Consider the following 14,895-nt stretch of genomic DNA (forward strand, 5'->3'; position numbering starts at 1 on the left):
AAACGGTGATCGGTGCCCATCCGGCGACGGACGGGCACTAGTCACCGGAATGTCCGTCCGAGCGTTGCCGGGTCAGATCAGGAATCTCGGAATCGCGCCTTTGCGAACGGGATGAATGCACCGCGGGCTGGAAGTCGGAAGGGCGCAGGCGGGCGGTGCGGCGACGGTACTCGGCGGCCATTCCGGGCCAGTTGGTCACGACGCGGCCCGCGGCCGTGCGGTACCAGCTCCGGCAGGAGGCCCACACGCTGCCGGCCAGGCGGGACTGCAGCTCCTGGTCGTAGCCGGCCGCGACCTCCGGTCGTACCTCGAGCGGCACCTGACTGTGATCCAAGTGACGGACGGCCTGGACGATCCAGCGGGCCTGGGCCTCGTGGAAGAAGACGACCGAGGTGTTCCCGGTGTTCGTGTTCGGGCCGTAGACCAGGAACATGTTGGGAAAACCGGGCACCGCCATGCCGAGGTACGCGTGCGCGCCGTCCCGCCACACCTCGTTGAGGGACTCGCCGTCACGGCCGGTGACCCTGATCGGGACCAGGAACTCGGTGGCCGCGAACCCGGTGCCGTAGACGATGACGTCGGCCGGGTGCTCCGTGCCGTCAGCGGTCCGGATCCCGCCCGGGGTCACCGCGGAGATCGGGTCGGTGACCAGCTCGACGTCGGGTCGTGCCAGGGCCGGCAGCCACGCGTTCGTGAACAGGACGCGTTTGCAGCCCATCGGCTCGACCGGGGTGATCTTGCGGCGCAGCTCGGGGTCGCGCACCTGCCAGTGACGCTGCGCGATCGAAACGGCGCGCAGGAGTGCCGCGGCGGCCCGGTTGCCGGTCACCGCGAGGCCGGTGACGACGGTCATCAGCCACGTCCCGGCGCGCGCCGGGCCCATCAACGCCGGGAACGACCCATAAAGAGCTTTGCGCGTACGGCCGTAGCGGCGGTCCGGCTTCGGCAGCGTCCACGGCGCGGTCCGCTGGAAGACCGTCACGTGCGCGGCGACCCCCGCGATGGCCGGGACCAGCTGGATCGCGCTCGCGCCGGTGCCGATCACGGCGACCCGCTTGCCGGCGATCGGCACCGTCGCGTCCCAGCCGGCGGTGTGCATGGCCGGGCCGTCGAACGTTCCGGGTAGTTGCGGGACGATCGGGCGGGACAGCTGGCCCACGGCGGGGATCAGCACGTCGGCTTCCAGGGTCTCCCCGGTCGTGGTGGTGACCTGCCAGAACGTTCCGGTCCAGGTGGCGGCGGCGACCTCCGTACCGCATCGGATCCGGTCCGCGAGGCCGAACCTCTCGATGCAGGCGTCGAGGTAGGCGAGGATCTCCGGCTGGGGTGGGAAACGGCGGCTCCAGGCGGGATTCTGGGCGTGGGAGAACGAGTACAGCGGTGCCGGGATGTCGCACGCGCAGCCGGGATAGAGGTTGTCGCGCCACACGCCGCCGGGCCGGGGCGCCTTCTCCAGCATGATCAGGTCGGTGAAACCCGCCTTGAGCAGGGCGTGAGCGACCGCGACGCCGCCGAAGCCGGTGCCGATGATCAGGATGCGGGGGCTCATCGCCCCTCCACCCGGATCAGTCGCAGAGCGGCGGGCGCTGTCGCCGGCACCACCGGGTTGCCCGGAACGACCGGATCCATCGGGACATAGCCGTCGCCGATCGGCGGACGCGCGTCCGGCTCCCCCGCGTTCGGCCACAGGGCGACCGCGCGTTCGGCCAGAGCCGTAATGGTCAGCGACGGATTCACCCCGAGGTTCGCGGCGACGACCGAGCCGTCGATCACGTGCAGGCCCGGATGCCCGTAGAGCCGGTGATACGGGTCGACGACCGCCCCGATCGCGCAGCCGCCGATGAAGTGGCCGGTCACCGGCTTGCCGACCAGCTCGGTGTACGAGCCCAGCGGCACGCCGTCGATCTTCTCGGCGGTGCGCCGGGCGACGTCGTGCGCGGCCGGGACCCATTCCGGGCTCGGCTCGCCGATCCCCGGCCTGCTGGTCAGGCGCCCGCGGCGGCGGAACACGGTGATCGAGTTGTCCAGCGGCTGCATCGCGAGCAGCACCACGGTCTGCCGGGACCAGTCCCGTGGGGACAGGTAGAGCCGCAGGTCACGGCCGGCCTTCGCGAGCTGCCCGAGGCCGGCCCGCCAGCGCGGCCGCCGGCCGGCGTCGTCGACCATGACGGTGGAGAGCAGGGCGAGCAGGTTGCTGCCCGGGCCGTAGCGGACCGGCTCGACGTGCGTGACCGCGTCCGGGTGGATCGACGAGGTGATCGCGACGCCGTGGCTGTAGTCGCGGTCCTTGCGGCGGGTGCGCGCGCCGAGGATCGACTCCGAGTTCGTGCGGCTCAGCTCGCCCAGGCGCGCGGAGATGCCCGGGAGGCTGCCGCGGTCGCGCAGGCGGTGCAGCAGTCGCTGGGTGCCGAGCGCGCCGGCGGCGAAGACGACCTGCCCGGCGGTGTAGGACTTCCTGCTCAGGCCGCCGGTGCGGCGGGTGTGGACGGCGTATCCACCGCCGGGCAGCGGCCGGACGTCGCGGACCGTGGTCAGCGGGTGGACGGTCGCGCCCGCCCGCTCGGCCAGGTACAGGTAGTTCTTGACCAGGGTGTTCTTGGCGTTGTTGCGGCAGCCGGTCATGCACGACCCGCACAGGGTGCACGCCCGCCGGGCCGGGCCGGCGCCGCCGAAGAAGGGGTCCGGCAGGCCGGCGCCGGGTTCGCTTCCGAACAGGACCCCGACCGGCGTACGGCGATAGGTGTGCCCCACTCCGAGGTCCTCCGCGACGGCCCGCAACGCCCGGTCGGAGTCCGTCTCCACCGGGTTGACGGTCACGCCGAGCATGCGCTTCGCCTGGTCGTAGTAGGGCGCGAGTTCTGCCTTCCAGTCCGTGATCGCGGACCACTGCGGATCGTCGTAGAACGCGTCCGGCGGTTCGTAGAGCGTGTTCGCATAGCCGAGGGACCCACCCCCCACCCCCGCTCCCGACATGATCAGTACGTTCTTGAGCAGCGTCAGCCGCAGGATGCCGTAGCACCCGAGTGCCGGCGCGTACACGTAGTCGCGCAGCCGCCAGGACGTCGTGGCGAACTGCTCGTCGGTGAACCGGCGGCCGGCCTCGAGAACGCCGACGCGGTAGCCCTTCTCGGTCAGGCGCAGCGCGGTCACGCTGCCGCCGAACCCGGAGCCGATCACGAGGACGTCGTAGTCGTACGACATCGGCGTAGCATCACGCCCTTATTGGCGACATGTCAACAACGTCGTTCCCGGTCTGACGCACACCGCGAATCCACCCCCTTGACAGTGCCGTCGCGGCGCACTCCACGGCATGGTGCCGTGATGACGTCGCTCGACTACGACCGCCGCGGCTCCGGCCCGCCGTTGCTGCTGATCCACGGCATCGGCAGCCGCTGGCAGGTGTGGACCCCGATCCTCGATCTCCTCTCCGCACACCGCGACGTCATCGCCGTCGACCTTCCCGGCTTCGGCGCCTCACCCCTGTGGCCGCCACCCACCGCCGGCAAGGACGCCGCCCACCCGGATACCGCCCACCCGGACGAGGCCAAACCGGCCAAGGCCCAACCGGACAATGGCCACCCGGGCACCGCCCACGGGGATGCCGCCGAGAACCGCACCGTTCCCGGCTCGGTGCCGCACCTCGCCGACCTGGTCGAGTCGTTCCTGGACTCGCTCGGCCTCGACACCGTCGACGTCGGCGGCAGCTCGATGGGCGGCGGCATCGCCCTCGAGCTCGGCCGGCGTGGCCGCGCCCACGCCGTCACCGCCTTCTCCCCGGTCGGTTTCTGGCCGGTCGGCGGTGGCCGCTGGGGCCGGTTCGTCGTCGGGGCCGCCCACGCCGGCAGCACCGCTCTCGCCTCCTCACTGCCGCGCCTGATGGCCACCCGCGCCGGCCGCACAGCCCTGTGCGCCGTCTTCTACGCCCACCCGGGCAGCCTGGACCCGGCCGACTGCCTTGCCGACGCCCGGGCACTCGCCGGCGCCCCGGGCTTCCGCTCCTCCCGTTCCGCCTTCCGCCACCTCACCCCGTGGTCCTCGGTGGACCCCGGCGCCCTGTCCCGCATTCCGGTCACCATCGCCTGGGGCACCCGCGACGTCGTCCTTCCCTACCGCAACCAGGCCCTTCGCACCCGCACCGTCCTGCCGGCCGCCCGTCACGTCCCCCTGCCGGGCTGCGGCCACCTCCCCTTCCCCGACGCCCCTCGACGCTGCGCCGATCTGCTCCTGCATCCCGCCGGCCTGAGGTGAGCGCCGCTGAGGAGAAGCCTCGGCCCTGCCCCCGGGGCAGAGTCAACCTGCCGATGCCGGTGAGGCGGGGCCAGGCTGATCGGTACCGGTCACTGCCAGTAGGCCAGGAGGAACTGCGCATCGACGGGCGTCCCGGCGGGGCCGCGGCAGACGACCCGTACGCCGGAGATCTGGTCGTCGAGGACGGCCACGCAACGGGCATCACCGGCATACGGCGTGACCTGTATGTTCCCGCCGGCGCCGAACACCGCGGGCAGGCTCACCCGATAATCGCCCACCGCCGAGCGCGTGACCGTGTTCGACCGTCCCGCGCTGTTGAACTGGTAGGCCCCGGTCGCGGTGTACCCGGCGTCCGACGGCCGATCGGCCAGCAGATGGGCCCCGGGCACCCCGCCGCCGAGCCCCACCGAGAACGCGACAGCGAATCGGGAGTCCACGGCCTGTCCCGCGGCGTCCCGGCAGCGGACCCGGACGGCGAGGTAGTTGCCCTCCGGGTAGGCGAACCACCGCTCGACCCCGCACACCGCCGCCGTGCCACCCACGGCCGACACCTTCACCGTTCCGCCCGACGCCCGGTCCTGACGACCGAAGTAGACCACATAGGAGCCGACGTCCTCACGGTCCGCCGAGTTGATCCCGCCGGCCGAGTTGTAGCCGTACGCGTCCTCGACCGTCTGACTCGTCCGCCCCGGGTCACCGAGCCGCAGGTAGGCAGCCGTTCCACCGCTGTCGCGCAGATACCAGTACCGGGCCGAGAACCCACTGTCCGCGGGCGCCCCTGAACGATCGAAGCAGGCCACCTCGACCCGCTCGTCGTCGCCGTCCGGCCGCCAGTCCGGGAGTGTGCAGATCCGGTCGTCGCCGGTGAGCGGAGTGACCTCGGCCACGCCACCGTCCTGCCCCAGCCCGCCGAAGGTCACGCGGTAGCGGCCCACGTCCGTACGCTCGACGCGGTTTTCCGATCCTGTCGAATTGCACTGTCCGCCGGGCCGGTAGCGTCCTCGCGCGGGCTGATCGGCGAGCACCGATCCGGACCTTGCGTGCGCCGCCACCGGGCAGTCCCGGTGCACCGGTTTCGGCTTGGAAGCCCAGGTCACCACCATGACGATGATCGGCAGCACGCCACCGAGCAGGGCGACGAGCGCGACCAGCGCGCTGATCCGCGGCTCGGACGGGCCGGGCCGCGGGCCGGGCACGATCCAGTCGCCGACCACCGTCATCGCGCGCGATCCGTATCGATCGACGCGGCGCCGCCAGTCCGCAGCGGTCCGCGCCGGTGTCAACGGCACTCCGCTGCGGCGCACGCTTTCTCCGGGACCGGGGCGGGCGCCGAAGCCGCTGCGGCGGGCGCCGCCGTGGCCGCCGGCGCCGAGACCGCTGTCTTCGCCGGCTTCGGCGGATTCTTCTTCGGCTTGGCCGGGAGATCCCTGACGATCGGGGCCGACGGGGCCGGCCGCGCCCGCCGTGCCGGACCATCCGTGGTGTCCCGCGGCCGAGGGTGCGGCGGTCGCGACGCCGGCGCCGGCGCACGGTCGGGGACAGTGGCGGGACGGGAGCTCGCCGGGGCGGAGGCGGCCGGCTCGGCCGGGTCCGGCGAGTCGTCCACGGGCATCTCGCCGCCGGGCAGAACGGTCCGGACCGGATCCTCCGGGGCGAGGATCACCCGCGCCGGCGCGCTCGGCGACGCGGTGGTGGCCACGGTTCCGGGCGGTGAGCTGCCGGCGGCCGGGCCGAGCCCGCGCCCCGCCGCGGTGGACCCGCCGCAGCCGGACAGCGTCATCCCGGCCAGAACCGCGACCACCAAGAGGTTTCGCCCTCGACTCACCGAACCTCCAGCACACCCGTCTGACCCCTCAAACGACCCACGACGGGAACGGTGATGCGGCCCGCGGGCCGCGGCTGCCACACTTCTCCTCGGCCCCGGCCGGAGAAGAACGGCACCCGTCCTCATCGGCGCAGGTCGACGAGGGGCGGCCGGTGTCTCTTCGGACTGCACCGACGAGAAGCGGTACGCGGGAATTCACCGCACCGGATGAGGAGCGCGCTGACATGGCCCTGAACGACGCCGCGAAACTGCTGGGACAGGCCCGCCACGTGGTGGTCTTCACCGGCGCCGGGATCTCCGCGGAGAGCGGCGTGCCCACGTTCCGGGACGCGCTGACCGGCCTGTGGTCCCGCTTCGACGCGCAGTCGCTGGCCACTCCGCAGGCGTTCCAGGAGGACCCGGAGCTGGTCTGGGGCTGGTACGAGTGGCGTCGCCGGCTCGTCCAGCAGGTCCGGCCGAACCACGGGCACCTCGCCGTCGCCCGTCTGGCCGCCCACGTCCCGCAGCTGACCCTGATCACCCAGAACGTCGACGACCTGCACGAGCGCGCCGGCTCGGAGGCCGCGGTCCACCTGCACGGCAGCCTCTTCGCGCCGCGCTGCGCCACCTGTTCCCGTCCCACGCCGAGCCCCGCGACGCCGGAGCAGCCGGCCGAGGGCCGGCGCATCCCGCCGCCGCGCTGCGCCCACTGCGGTGGCCCGGTCCGGCCGGGCGTGGTGTGGTTCGGCGAGCAGCTGCCCGAGGAGGCGCTCTTCGCCGCCGCCCAGGCCGCCTCGCAGTGCGATGTCCTGCTGACCGTCGGCACGTCCGGCCTGGTCTATCCCGCTGCCGAGATCCCGCGGCTGGCGGCGCGTTCCGGCGCGGCGGTCCTGCAGGTGAACCCTGAGCCGACGCCGCTCGACCCGATCGCCACGGCGAACCTGCGGGGTCCGGCCGCCGAGATCCTTCCCGCCCTGGTCTCGGCGGCCTGGAGCTGACCCGGCCGGGGTCAGCGCGGCAGCGGGAGACTGCGCAGTGGCCCCTTGCGCACCTTGTTCGAGCCGGTCTTCGGCAGGTCGCCGACCACGTCGACGTAGACCGGAATCTTGTATGTGGCCAGGCGGTCGCGGAGGAACGCCGGCACGTCGCCGGGCGCGAGCGACGCCCCCTGGCGTGGCACGACGAAGGCCCGCCCGACCTCTCCCCACTTCGGATCGGGCACACCGACGACGGCGACCTCGGCCACCGCGGGATGCTCGAAGATCGCGGCCTCGACCTCGGCCGGATACACGTTCTCGCCGCCGGAGATGTACATGTCCTTGGTCCGGTCGACGATCCGGAAGTGGCCGTGCTCGTCGACGACCGCCACGTCACCGGAGCGGAACCAGCCCCCGTCCACGAACGCCGCCGCGGTCGCTTGCGGATCGTTCCAGTAGCCGGGCGTCACGTTCGGCCCACGGACCAGGATCTCGCCGGGCTCCCCCGGATCAGTTCCGGTCAGATCGGGTCTGACGCAGCGCACGTCCGTGAAGAACACGGGCAGCCCCGCCGAGCCGGCGTGCTCCCGGCTCTCGCGCGCCTCCAGGAAGGTGGCGCCGGGCGCGGTCTCGGTCATCCCGTAGCCCTGGCAGAACAGCAGTCCCCGCTCCTGGTACCGGTGGATCAGCGCCGCCGGGACGGAGGCGCCGCCGGTCATCAGGCTACGGACCGAGCGGAGGTCGGCGTCCGCCCAGCGCGGGGACTGGCAGAGCCCGGCGTACATCGTGGAGACGCCGAACATCCAGGTCACGCGGTGCTCGGCGATGAGGTCGAGGCAGCCGTCGACGTCCCAGGCCGGCATGATCACTGAGGTGCCGCCCTTGAGGAACGTCGGCAGCAGGCACTGGTCGAGCGCCGCGACGTGGAAGAGCGGGGCGCTGACCAGCGTGACCTCGTCGCTCGCGACGTCGACGCAGACGAGCAGGTTGTAGCAGTTCCAGATCAGGTTGCCGTGGGTGAGCATCGCGCCCTTGGGGTGGCCGGTCGTCCCCGAGGTGTAGAGGATGCACGCCACGTCGTCGTGCGCGACGGTCTCGTCAGGATGGATCGGCTCGGCGTCCGGCAGGGACCCGGTGGAGAACGTCACCGGCGCGCTGACCGCGGGCATGCCCGGCGCCTGGATCAGCACGGTGGCCCCGCTGTGGCTCAGCTGGTATTCGATTTCGGTCGCGGTCAGGCGGAAGTTCAACGGCACGAAGATCGCGCCGAGCAGCCACGTCGCGAACATCGTCTCCACGAAAGCGGGATGATTCGGACCGAGATAGGCGACCCGATCACCCCGCCGCACCCCGGCCTCATGGAGTGCGGCGGCGAGCCGGGCGATCCGCACGTGCAGCTCGGCGTAGGTCACCCGCCGGCCCTCGAAGATCAGCGCGACGCGCCCGGGCGACATCGCCGCCCGGCGCGCCGGCCAGGAGCCCAGCCCCGCGTTGTGCATGGTCAGGCCTCAGAAGTACTGGCGGTAGACGGTGCGGGCGACACAGGCCGGCTTGTCGACGCCGTCGATCTGCACGGTGAAGTCGAACGTGCTCTGCGTGCCACCGGGCACGTCCTCGACGCTGACCACCTTCGCGGCGAGCCGGATCTTCGAGCCGACCCGGACCGGGTGCGGGAAACGTACCTTCTCCAGCCCGTAGTTCACGCCCATCTTGGTTCCCTCGACCTTGAGCAGATCGCCGAAGAGCGGGATGACCAGCGACAACGTCAGGTAGCCGTGCGCGATCGGCCCGCCGAACGGCCCGTCCTTGGCCCGCTCGGGGTCCACGTGGATCCACTGGTGGTCGCCGGTGGCGTCGGCGAACGTGTTCACCCGTTCCTGGGTGATCTCCAGCCACTCGCTGGCGCCGAGGTCCGTGCCCGCGAGGGCCTTGAGCTCGTCGAGACCATTCACCACAGTCGTCATTCTGTTTCCTCTCCGAAAAGCAGCCTGGCGGCATTCAACTTCAAGATCTTTTCCCGTACGGCGTCCTTCAGCTCCAGCTTCGCGAAGTCCGCCAGCCAGCGATCCGGGGTGATCACCGGATAGTCCGAGCCGAACAGCACCTTGTCCTGCAGCAGGCTGTTCGCGTACCTGACGAGCTGGGGTGGGAAGTACTTCGGGGACCAGCCGGACAGGTCGATGTGCACGTGCTCCTTGTGCGTGGCGACGGCGAGCGCCTCGTCCTGCCACGGGAACGACGGGTGGGCCAGGATGATCCGCAGATCCGGGAAGTCCACGGCCACGTCGTCGACCAGCATCGGGTTGGAGTACTTGAGGCGGATGCCGCCACCGCCGCGCACATTCGCGCCGATCCCGGTCTGGCCGGTGTGGAAGAGCGCGACCGCGCCCAGCTCCTCGATCGCCGCGTAGAGCGGGTAGGCGAGCCGGTCGTCCGGCGCGAAACCCTGGATGCTGGGGTGGAACTTGAAGCCTTTGACCTTGTGCTGCTCCACGAGTCGCCGGGCCTCGCGGACACCTGCCTTGCCCCGGTGCGGGTCGACGCTGGCGAACGGAATCAGCGTGCCGGGGTGCGCCGCGCAGCTCTCGGCGATCTCCTCGTTGGCGATGCGCGGGTGGCCGGTGGCGTGCTCGGCGTCGACGGTGAAGACGACGGCGGCCATCTTCCGCTCCTGGTAGTACGCCGCCATCTCGTCGATCGTGGGCTGGCGGTGGCCGTGCGCCTTGAAGTAGTCCGCGGACTTGTTCAAGAGGTCGGGGCTCAGCGAGCTGTGGCCGTCCTTGCTGACCTCGGCGTGCGTGTGCACGTCGATCGCAACGAGGTCGTCGAGATTCATGACGGGATGCCGTACGTCTCCGAGGGGAAGTTCCACGACCCCGCGATGTCGTCGGCCGACCAGCCACCGTCGCGGTGGACGACCTCCTTCTCGGCCGGGTGCGACCAGAGGGCCAGCTTGTCGCCGCCGACCCCGATCGCCTGCCCGGTGATGGCCTTCGAGGCATCCGAGGCCAGGAAGGTGATCAGCCCGGTCACGTCCTCCACGGTGCCCAGCCCCTCGTCGTGGCGCAACCAGGCCGGGTAGGGCTGCCCGGTGCGCTCGGCCTCCTCGATGGCGGGCGCGAAGGCGGGGATCGTCTTGGTCATCTCGGTCGCGGCGACCGGCACCACCGCGTTGACGGTGATCTCGCTGCGGGCCAGCTCCAGAGCCCAGGTCCGGGCCATCGCCGCGATCCCGGCCTTGGCCGCCGCGTAGTTCGTCTGCCCGAAGTTGCCGCGCTGCCCGGCCGGCGAGGAGATCAGGATGAGCCGCCCGCCGGTGCCCTGCTCGCGCATCCGGATCGCGGCGGCGCGAGCGCAGGTGAAGGTGCCGCGCAGGTGAGTCTTGATCACCGCGTCGAAGTCGTCGTCGGTCATCTTCCAGAGCACCCGGTCGCGCAGGATGCCGGCATTGGTGATCAGCACGTCCAGCTTGCCGAACGCCTCGACCGCGGCCGCGACCAGCTGCTCCGCGCTCTCGGTGGCACCGACCGCGGCGGCGACCCCGACGGATCCGGGCACCTCGGCCACCGCCGCGTCGACCGCGGCCGGCTCCACGTCGTTGACGACGACGGACGCGCCGGCCGTGGCGAGCGCCTTGGCGTATGCCAGGCCGAGGCCCCGGCCACTGCCGGTGACGACGGCGACCTTGCCGCTCAGATCCATGTGTCTCAACCTCTCACGAAGACGGTGGGTGGCGCGACCGGTCCGGGCCCCGCAGCCCGCCGAACTCGGCGCGCCACCCACGATTAACAGGAATCCTGTTGATTCCGAGTCTCATGGATGATCAGGTTTCCTGTCAACGCGGTAATGTCGCAGCATCTTCACCACGTCGGAGGGCCCCATGCCGTCGCTGCTCTACCTGGTCAAACAGCTCGAGCTGGCAGTCCGCGCACGCCTCGACGAGGTGGTCCGCGGACACGGCATCACCGCCCTGCAATACACGTCGCTCACCGTCCTCGAACGACATGACGGCCTGTCCGCGGCCCAGCTCGCCCGCGACTCGTTCGTGACGGCGCAGTCCATGGCCGACATGGTCCGGGCGCTGGAGAGCCGCGGCCTGATCCGCCGCGAGCGCAACCCCGCCAGCCGTCGCGAACTGCTGATCCACCTCACCGGGGACGGGCGGGCGCTGATCGCGGCGGTCGCCACACCGGTCCGGGAGCTGGAGAACCGCATGATCGCGAAGCTGACCGCCGATCAGGCCGCGGAGCTCCGCCAGTCGCTGATCACGGCCTGGCAGTCCCTGGTCTGAGCGAAAGAGCACACCCTCCCCGCCCGGGTGCGGCAGTATTCGGTCCAGTGGCACTCCCGCGCTCCGGTCCCCGGCGGCCGCCCCCGGGCGAGGGCAGGCGCACCGCCCGGAGTTCTCCGGCGAGCAGGACGGCGGCCGATAGGAGCGGCGTGCAGACCCGCGGACCCGGAACCGGTGACGGCGCATGATCGGCCGCTCCCGGGGCGGCATCCGCCACCTGTGGTGGATCTACCTGCTGGTGACGTCCGCGCTCGCGGTCGTCTACCTCACCGTGCCGTTCAACGCCGGGACGCGGTGGATCTACGTGGTGGTGAACAGCACCGCCCCGATCGCCACCTGGATCGGCCTGCGCGGGCACGTCCCGCGGCGGCGCGGCGGCTGGCTGGTGATCGGCGGCGGCCTGGCGCTCTCCGCGGCCGGCGACGTGATCTTCGCGCTGCACACCGCCCGGACCGGGGATCCCGCGTTCCCCTCCCCCGCCGACGTGCTCTACCTTCTCGGCCACCTGACCATCGCGGCCGGCACGGCGATGCTGGCGTCCCGCGCCGGCCGGACCGCCTTCGTCGACGCGGCGGTGATCCTGTCACCGCTGGCGAGCATCGCCTGGATCCTGGTGGTGGGCCCGACGATGACCGAGGGCGGCAGCGTGACCGCCCGGTTCGTCGCGATGGCCGCGCCGGTCAGCACGCTGCTGGTGGTCTACTGCGCGCTCGCCCTCGCCCTCGGCGTCGAGCTGCGCACCCCGGGCGTGCGCTGGCTGCTGTCGGGGCTCGTGGCCTGGTTCCTCTCCGACGCGCTCTACACGCATCAGGGCCTGACCGGGTCGTACCGCGAAGGGGGTCTGATCGATCTGGGCTGGATGGCGATGCCGATCCTGCTCGGCACGGCCGCGCTGCACCCCTCGATGGTGGCGACCACGCCCCGGCGCTCGGTGATGCGGACGCTGACGCTGCCCCGGGCGCTGATCCTGTTCGGGGCGGCGCTGCTGCTGCCCTGCCTGCACCTGTTCTGGGAGCCGGGCTCGGACACCCCGCTGGTGCTCGGGTCGGCGCTGTCGATGGCGCTGGTCGCGGTCCGGCTGGCCGGGCCGATCCACGAGCTGTCCTGGCGGGCCGGGCACGACATCCTGACCGGGCTGGTCAACCGCAGTCTGCTGATGGACCGGCTGGCGCTGGCACTCAACGCGATGCCGCCCGCGCCCACGGCCCGGGTCGGGCTGCTCTTCTGCGACCTGGACCACTTCAAGGACGTCAACGACAGTCTCGGGCACGACGCCGGTGATCAGCTGCTGATCGAGATCAGCGCCCGGCTGCGGGCCGCGGTCGGCGACGCCGGCGTGGTCTGCCGGCTCGGCGGCGACGAGTTCGTCATCCTGATGCCGGAGACGACCGAGGAGCAGGCCGCGCAGATCGCCGACCGGGTCGCCACGACCCTCGGGCGGCCGATGCGGCTCGCCGACGGCACCGAGTTCTTCGCGACGCTGTCGATCGGGTTGCGCACCACCGGCGACCGGAACGCCGACCCGGACGCGCTCGTGCAGGACGCGGACACCGCGATGTACCAGGCCAAGGCGGCCGGCCGGGGCCGGATGGTGCGGTTCGACGCGGAGATCCGCGCGGAGGCGGCGCAGCGGCTGCGGATCGACGCGGACCTGCGGCGCGCGCTGAGCCATCCGGGTGAGATCTTCTGCGTCTACCAGCCGGTGTTCCGGGTCGGCGACGGCCGGCTGAGTTCGGTGGAGGCGCTGGCCCGGTGGCATCACCCGGCCGACGGCGTGCTGCCCCCGGCGGTGTTCGTGCCGATCGCCGAGGCGGCCGGCACGATCGCGCAGGTCTTCGCGGTGGTCCTCGACCAGTCCCTCGCCGCGCAGCGCGGCTGGTTCGACCGGACCGGCCGGTGGATCCCGGTCGCGGTCAACCTGTCGCCGCGCCAGCTCGACCGGTTCACCGCCGACTTCGTGCTGGCGGCGCTGGATCGGGCCGGCACCCCGCCGGACATGCTCACCCTGGAGCTGACCGAGACCGGGGTGGCCGAGCCCGCGACCGTGGAGGACGCGCTCGGGCCGCTGCGCCGTGCCGGCGTGAAGATCGCCGTGGATGACTTCGGCACCGGTTACTCGTCGATGGCCCGGGTCGCCGACCACGGCTGGGACGTGGTGAAGATCGACCGGGCGTTCGTCGCCGGCATCCACCGCGACCAGGCCCGCACGGCGCTGGCCGACGCGATGGTGAAGATGGCGCACGCCCTCGGCATGGTGACCGTCGCCGAGGGCGTGGACAACGCCGCCGACCTGCAAGTTCTGGCGCGGCTCGGCTGCGAGTTCGCCCAGGGTTACCTACTGTCCCACCCCGTCGGACAGGAGGGCATCCTGGAGCTGGCCCTGGTCGAGCCGCGCGAGTCCGTGGAGTTACGCCCCGGCCGCGTCCAGGCGGGCGAGCTGACCGGCGTCGAGCTTGATGTCGAGGGCCGGGAGCAGGTCGTCTAGCTGCCCGGGAGTTCTCGGGCCGATCAGCGGGATCACCGACGGCGCGGTCTGGTGCAGCAGCCACGCCAGCACCGTGCGGTTGGGCGTCGAACCGACTTCACCGGCGACCTCCCGCAGTACGGCGAGACGCGCGTCAGCGTCCGGCCCCGCGTAGTTCTCCAGCGCCCAGGCCCCGGTCCGCTGGGCCGCCGGGTCGTCGTAGACGCCCTTGAGGATCGGCGAGTAGGCGACCAACTGCAGGTCACGATGCTGGTCCAGGTACTCCGACTGCTCCGCGCCGACGATCGACGCGGAGGCGTTGCCGACCTTCGGGCGCAGGTAGGAGTGCTGCTGCTGGACCGCCACCGGCGCCGCCCAGCCGTGCCGGTCGCAGAGCTGCCGGATCGCCTCGAGCCGCCAGGTCCGCACGTTCGACCAGCCCGGGTAGCGGATCTTGCCGGCCCGGACCAGCCCGTCGAGCGCTTCGAGGGTCTCCTCGAGGGGCGTGCCCAGGTCGTCCACGTGCACGTAGTAGAGGTCGACGTGGTCGGTGCCGAGCCGTCGCAGGCTGCCGTCCAGCGCCTGCCGCAGGGTGTCTCCGCCGGCTCCCGCGAAGGTCCGGCGCGCGAGCTCCCAGTCGGTGCTCCCGTCGGCGTTCCAGAGCTTGTCCGAGTACGCCGGGAGGGCACTGCCCTTCGTCGCGAGGAAGACCTGGTCGCGGCGGCCCTTGAGGTAGCGCCCGAGCAGTTCCTCGCTCTCGCCGCCACGGCTGCCGCGGCGCGCCCACCACTCGTAGCAGTCCGCCGTGTCCAGGAACGTGCCGCCCGCGTCGAGGAAGCTGTCGAGAATGCGGATCGCGTCGGGCTCGCCGGTCGCGCCGCCCATCTGCATGGCGCCCAGGGCGAGCTTGCTGACGTGGGTGCCGGTTTGCCCCAGTTCGATCATTTCCATGACTCGACCGTAGGACCTGGAGCGCGCTCCAGGTCAACCGTCGCCGCCGACTTCAGTGACGGGAGACACTTTCGATACGAGAGCGTTCCGTTTCCCAATGCCGAGGACTACTGTCCCTCATTGAGATACGAGACAGTTCCGTTTCGAAAACCGGGGAGCA

General features: G+C 71.8%; 13 protein-coding genes. 4 read left to right on the forward strand and 9 right to left on the reverse strand.

Annotated features, from left to right (window positions below):
• Positions 1-37: 37 nt before the first annotated feature.
• Positions 38-1,549, reverse strand: coding sequence for a flavin-containing monooxygenase (locus tag Acy02nite_RS36110; protein ID WP_203751771.1), 1,512 nt, complete (start codon positions 1,547-1,549; stop codon positions 38-40).
• Positions 1,546-3,201, reverse strand: coding sequence for a GMC oxidoreductase (locus tag Acy02nite_RS36115; protein ID WP_203751774.1), 1,656 nt, complete (start codon positions 3,199-3,201; stop codon positions 1,546-1,548). The genes Acy02nite_RS36110 and Acy02nite_RS36115 overlap by 4 nt, the downstream gene beginning before the upstream one ends.
• Positions 3,202-3,321: 120 nt before the next feature.
• On the opposite strand from Acy02nite_RS36115, the gene Acy02nite_RS36120 reads away from it, so the two are divergent.
• Positions 3,322-4,248 (forward strand): alpha/beta fold hydrolase, encoded by a 927-nt coding sequence (locus Acy02nite_RS36120; RefSeq protein ID WP_203751777.1) that lies wholly within the window; start codon positions 3,322-3,324, stop codon positions 4,246-4,248.
• 89 nt (positions 4,249-4,337) lie between these two features.
• Here Acy02nite_RS36120 and Acy02nite_RS36125 read toward each other — a convergent pair whose 3' ends face one another.
• Together Acy02nite_RS36125 and Acy02nite_RS36130 are read right to left on the reverse strand one after the other, a co-directional pair.
• Positions 4,338-5,468 carry a hypothetical protein gene (locus Acy02nite_RS36125; protein WP_203751780.1) on the reverse strand — a complete coding sequence of 377 codons (1,131 nt, stop codon included), beginning with the start codon at positions 5,466-5,468 and terminating at the stop codon, positions 4,338-4,340.
• A 59-nt stretch (positions 5,469-5,527) separates the two neighbouring features.
• Entirely contained in the window at positions 5,528-6,073 is a 546-nt protein-coding gene (locus Acy02nite_RS36130) for a hypothetical protein (RefSeq protein ID WP_203751782.1), read from the reverse strand.
• 224 nt (positions 6,074-6,297) lie between these two features.
• Here Acy02nite_RS36130 and Acy02nite_RS36135 point away from each other — a divergent pair, with 224 nt between their 5' ends.
• Positions 6,298-7,050: an SIR2 family NAD-dependent protein deacylase gene (locus Acy02nite_RS36135; RefSeq protein ID WP_203751784.1), complete on the forward strand. Its 753-nt coding sequence runs from the start codon at positions 6,298-6,300 to the stop codon at positions 7,048-7,050.
• 11 nt (positions 7,051-7,061) lie between these two features.
• On the opposite strand, the gene Acy02nite_RS36140 is transcribed toward Acy02nite_RS36135, so the two are convergent.
• From Acy02nite_RS36140 to Acy02nite_RS36155, 4 genes are read right to left on the reverse strand one after another with little or no spacing between them, the layout of a single operon-like run.
• Entirely contained in the window at positions 7,062-8,528 is a 1,467-nt protein-coding gene (locus Acy02nite_RS36140) for an acyl-CoA synthetase (RefSeq protein WP_203751786.1), read from the reverse strand.
• A 9-nt stretch (positions 8,529-8,537) separates the two neighbouring features.
• Positions 8,538-8,993, reverse strand: coding sequence for a MaoC family dehydratase (locus tag Acy02nite_RS36145; protein WP_203751788.1), 456 nt, complete (start codon positions 8,991-8,993; stop codon positions 8,538-8,540).
• Positions 8,990-9,865, reverse strand: a complete 876-nt coding sequence (locus Acy02nite_RS36150) for an amidohydrolase family protein (RefSeq protein WP_203751790.1) — start codon at positions 9,863-9,865, stop codon at positions 8,990-8,992. Before Acy02nite_RS36150 ends, Acy02nite_RS36145 begins: the two co-directional genes overlap by 4 nt.
• Positions 9,862-10,731, reverse strand: coding sequence for an SDR family oxidoreductase (locus Acy02nite_RS36155; RefSeq protein ID WP_203751792.1), 870 nt, complete (start codon positions 10,729-10,731; stop codon positions 9,862-9,864). The genes Acy02nite_RS36150 and Acy02nite_RS36155 overlap by 4 nt, the downstream gene beginning before the upstream one ends.
• Before the next feature lie 178 nt (positions 10,732-10,909).
• Here Acy02nite_RS36155 and Acy02nite_RS36160 point away from each other — a divergent pair, with 178 nt between their 5' ends.
• Both Acy02nite_RS36160 and Acy02nite_RS36165 read left to right on the forward strand, forming a co-directional pair.
• Entirely contained in the window at positions 10,910-11,320 is a 411-nt protein-coding gene (locus Acy02nite_RS36160) for a MarR family winged helix-turn-helix transcriptional regulator (protein WP_203751795.1), read from the forward strand.
• A 184-nt stretch (positions 11,321-11,504) separates the two neighbouring features.
• Entirely contained in the window at positions 11,505-13,805 is a 2,301-nt protein-coding gene (locus Acy02nite_RS36165; protein WP_203751798.1) for a putative bifunctional diguanylate cyclase/phosphodiesterase, read from the forward strand.
• Here the strand turns inward: Acy02nite_RS36165 and Acy02nite_RS36170 are convergent.
• Positions 13,728-14,735: an aldo/keto reductase gene (locus Acy02nite_RS36170; RefSeq protein ID WP_203751800.1), complete on the reverse strand. Its 1,008-nt coding sequence runs from the start codon at positions 14,733-14,735 to the stop codon at positions 13,728-13,730. The genes Acy02nite_RS36165 and Acy02nite_RS36170 overlap by 78 nt on opposite strands.
• Positions 14,736-14,895 lie beyond the last annotated feature (160 nt).

The organism is Actinoplanes cyaneus (genome assembly GCF_016862095.1).
Taxonomy (GTDB): domain Bacteria; phylum Actinomycetota; class Actinomycetes; order Mycobacteriales; family Micromonosporaceae; genus Actinoplanes; species Actinoplanes cyaneus.

Bases quoted from the DNA above. Each gene is read 5' to 3' on its own strand.
- Acy02nite_RS36150 (WP_203751790.1), bottom strand. From the start codon at position 9,865: ATGAATCTCGACGACCTCGTTGCGATCGACGTGCACACGCACGCCGAG.
- Acy02nite_RS36170 (WP_203751800.1), bottom strand. From the start codon at position 14,735: ATGGAAATGATCGAACTGGGGCAAACCGGCACCCACGTCAGCAAGCTC.
- Acy02nite_RS36120 (WP_203751777.1), top strand. From the start codon at position 3,322: ATGACGTCGCTCGACTACGACCGCCGCGGCTCCGGCCCGCCGTTGCTG.
- Acy02nite_RS36145 (WP_203751788.1), bottom strand. From the start codon at position 8,993: ATGACGACTGTGGTGAATGGTCTCGACGAGCTCAAGGCCCTCGCGGGC.
- Acy02nite_RS36110 (WP_203751771.1), bottom strand. From the start codon at position 1,549: ATGAGCCCCCGCATCCTGATCATCGGCACCGGCTTCGGCGGCGTCGCG.
- Acy02nite_RS36160 (WP_203751795.1), top strand. From the start codon at position 10,910: ATGCCGTCGCTGCTCTACCTGGTCAAACAGCTCGAGCTGGCAGTCCGC.
- Acy02nite_RS36140 (WP_203751786.1), bottom strand. From the start codon at position 8,528: ATGCACAACGCGGGGCTGGGCTCCTGGCCGGCGCGCCGGGCGGCGATG.
- Acy02nite_RS36155 (WP_203751792.1), bottom strand. From the start codon at position 10,731: ATGGATCTGAGCGGCAAGGTCGCCGTCGTCACCGGCAGTGGCCGGGGC.
- Acy02nite_RS36115 (WP_203751774.1), bottom strand. From the start codon at position 3,201: ATGTCGTACGACTACGACGTCCTCGTGATCGGCTCCGGGTTCGGCGGC.
- Acy02nite_RS36165 (WP_203751798.1), top strand. From the start codon at position 11,505: ATGATCGGCCGCTCCCGGGGCGGCATCCGCCACCTGTGGTGGATCTAC.
- Acy02nite_RS36135 (WP_203751784.1), top strand. From the start codon at position 6,298: ATGGCCCTGAACGACGCCGCGAAACTGCTGGGACAGGCCCGCCACGTG.
- Acy02nite_RS36125 (WP_203751780.1), bottom strand. From the start codon at position 5,468: ATGACGGTGGTCGGCGACTGGATCGTGCCCGGCCCGCGGCCCGGCCCG.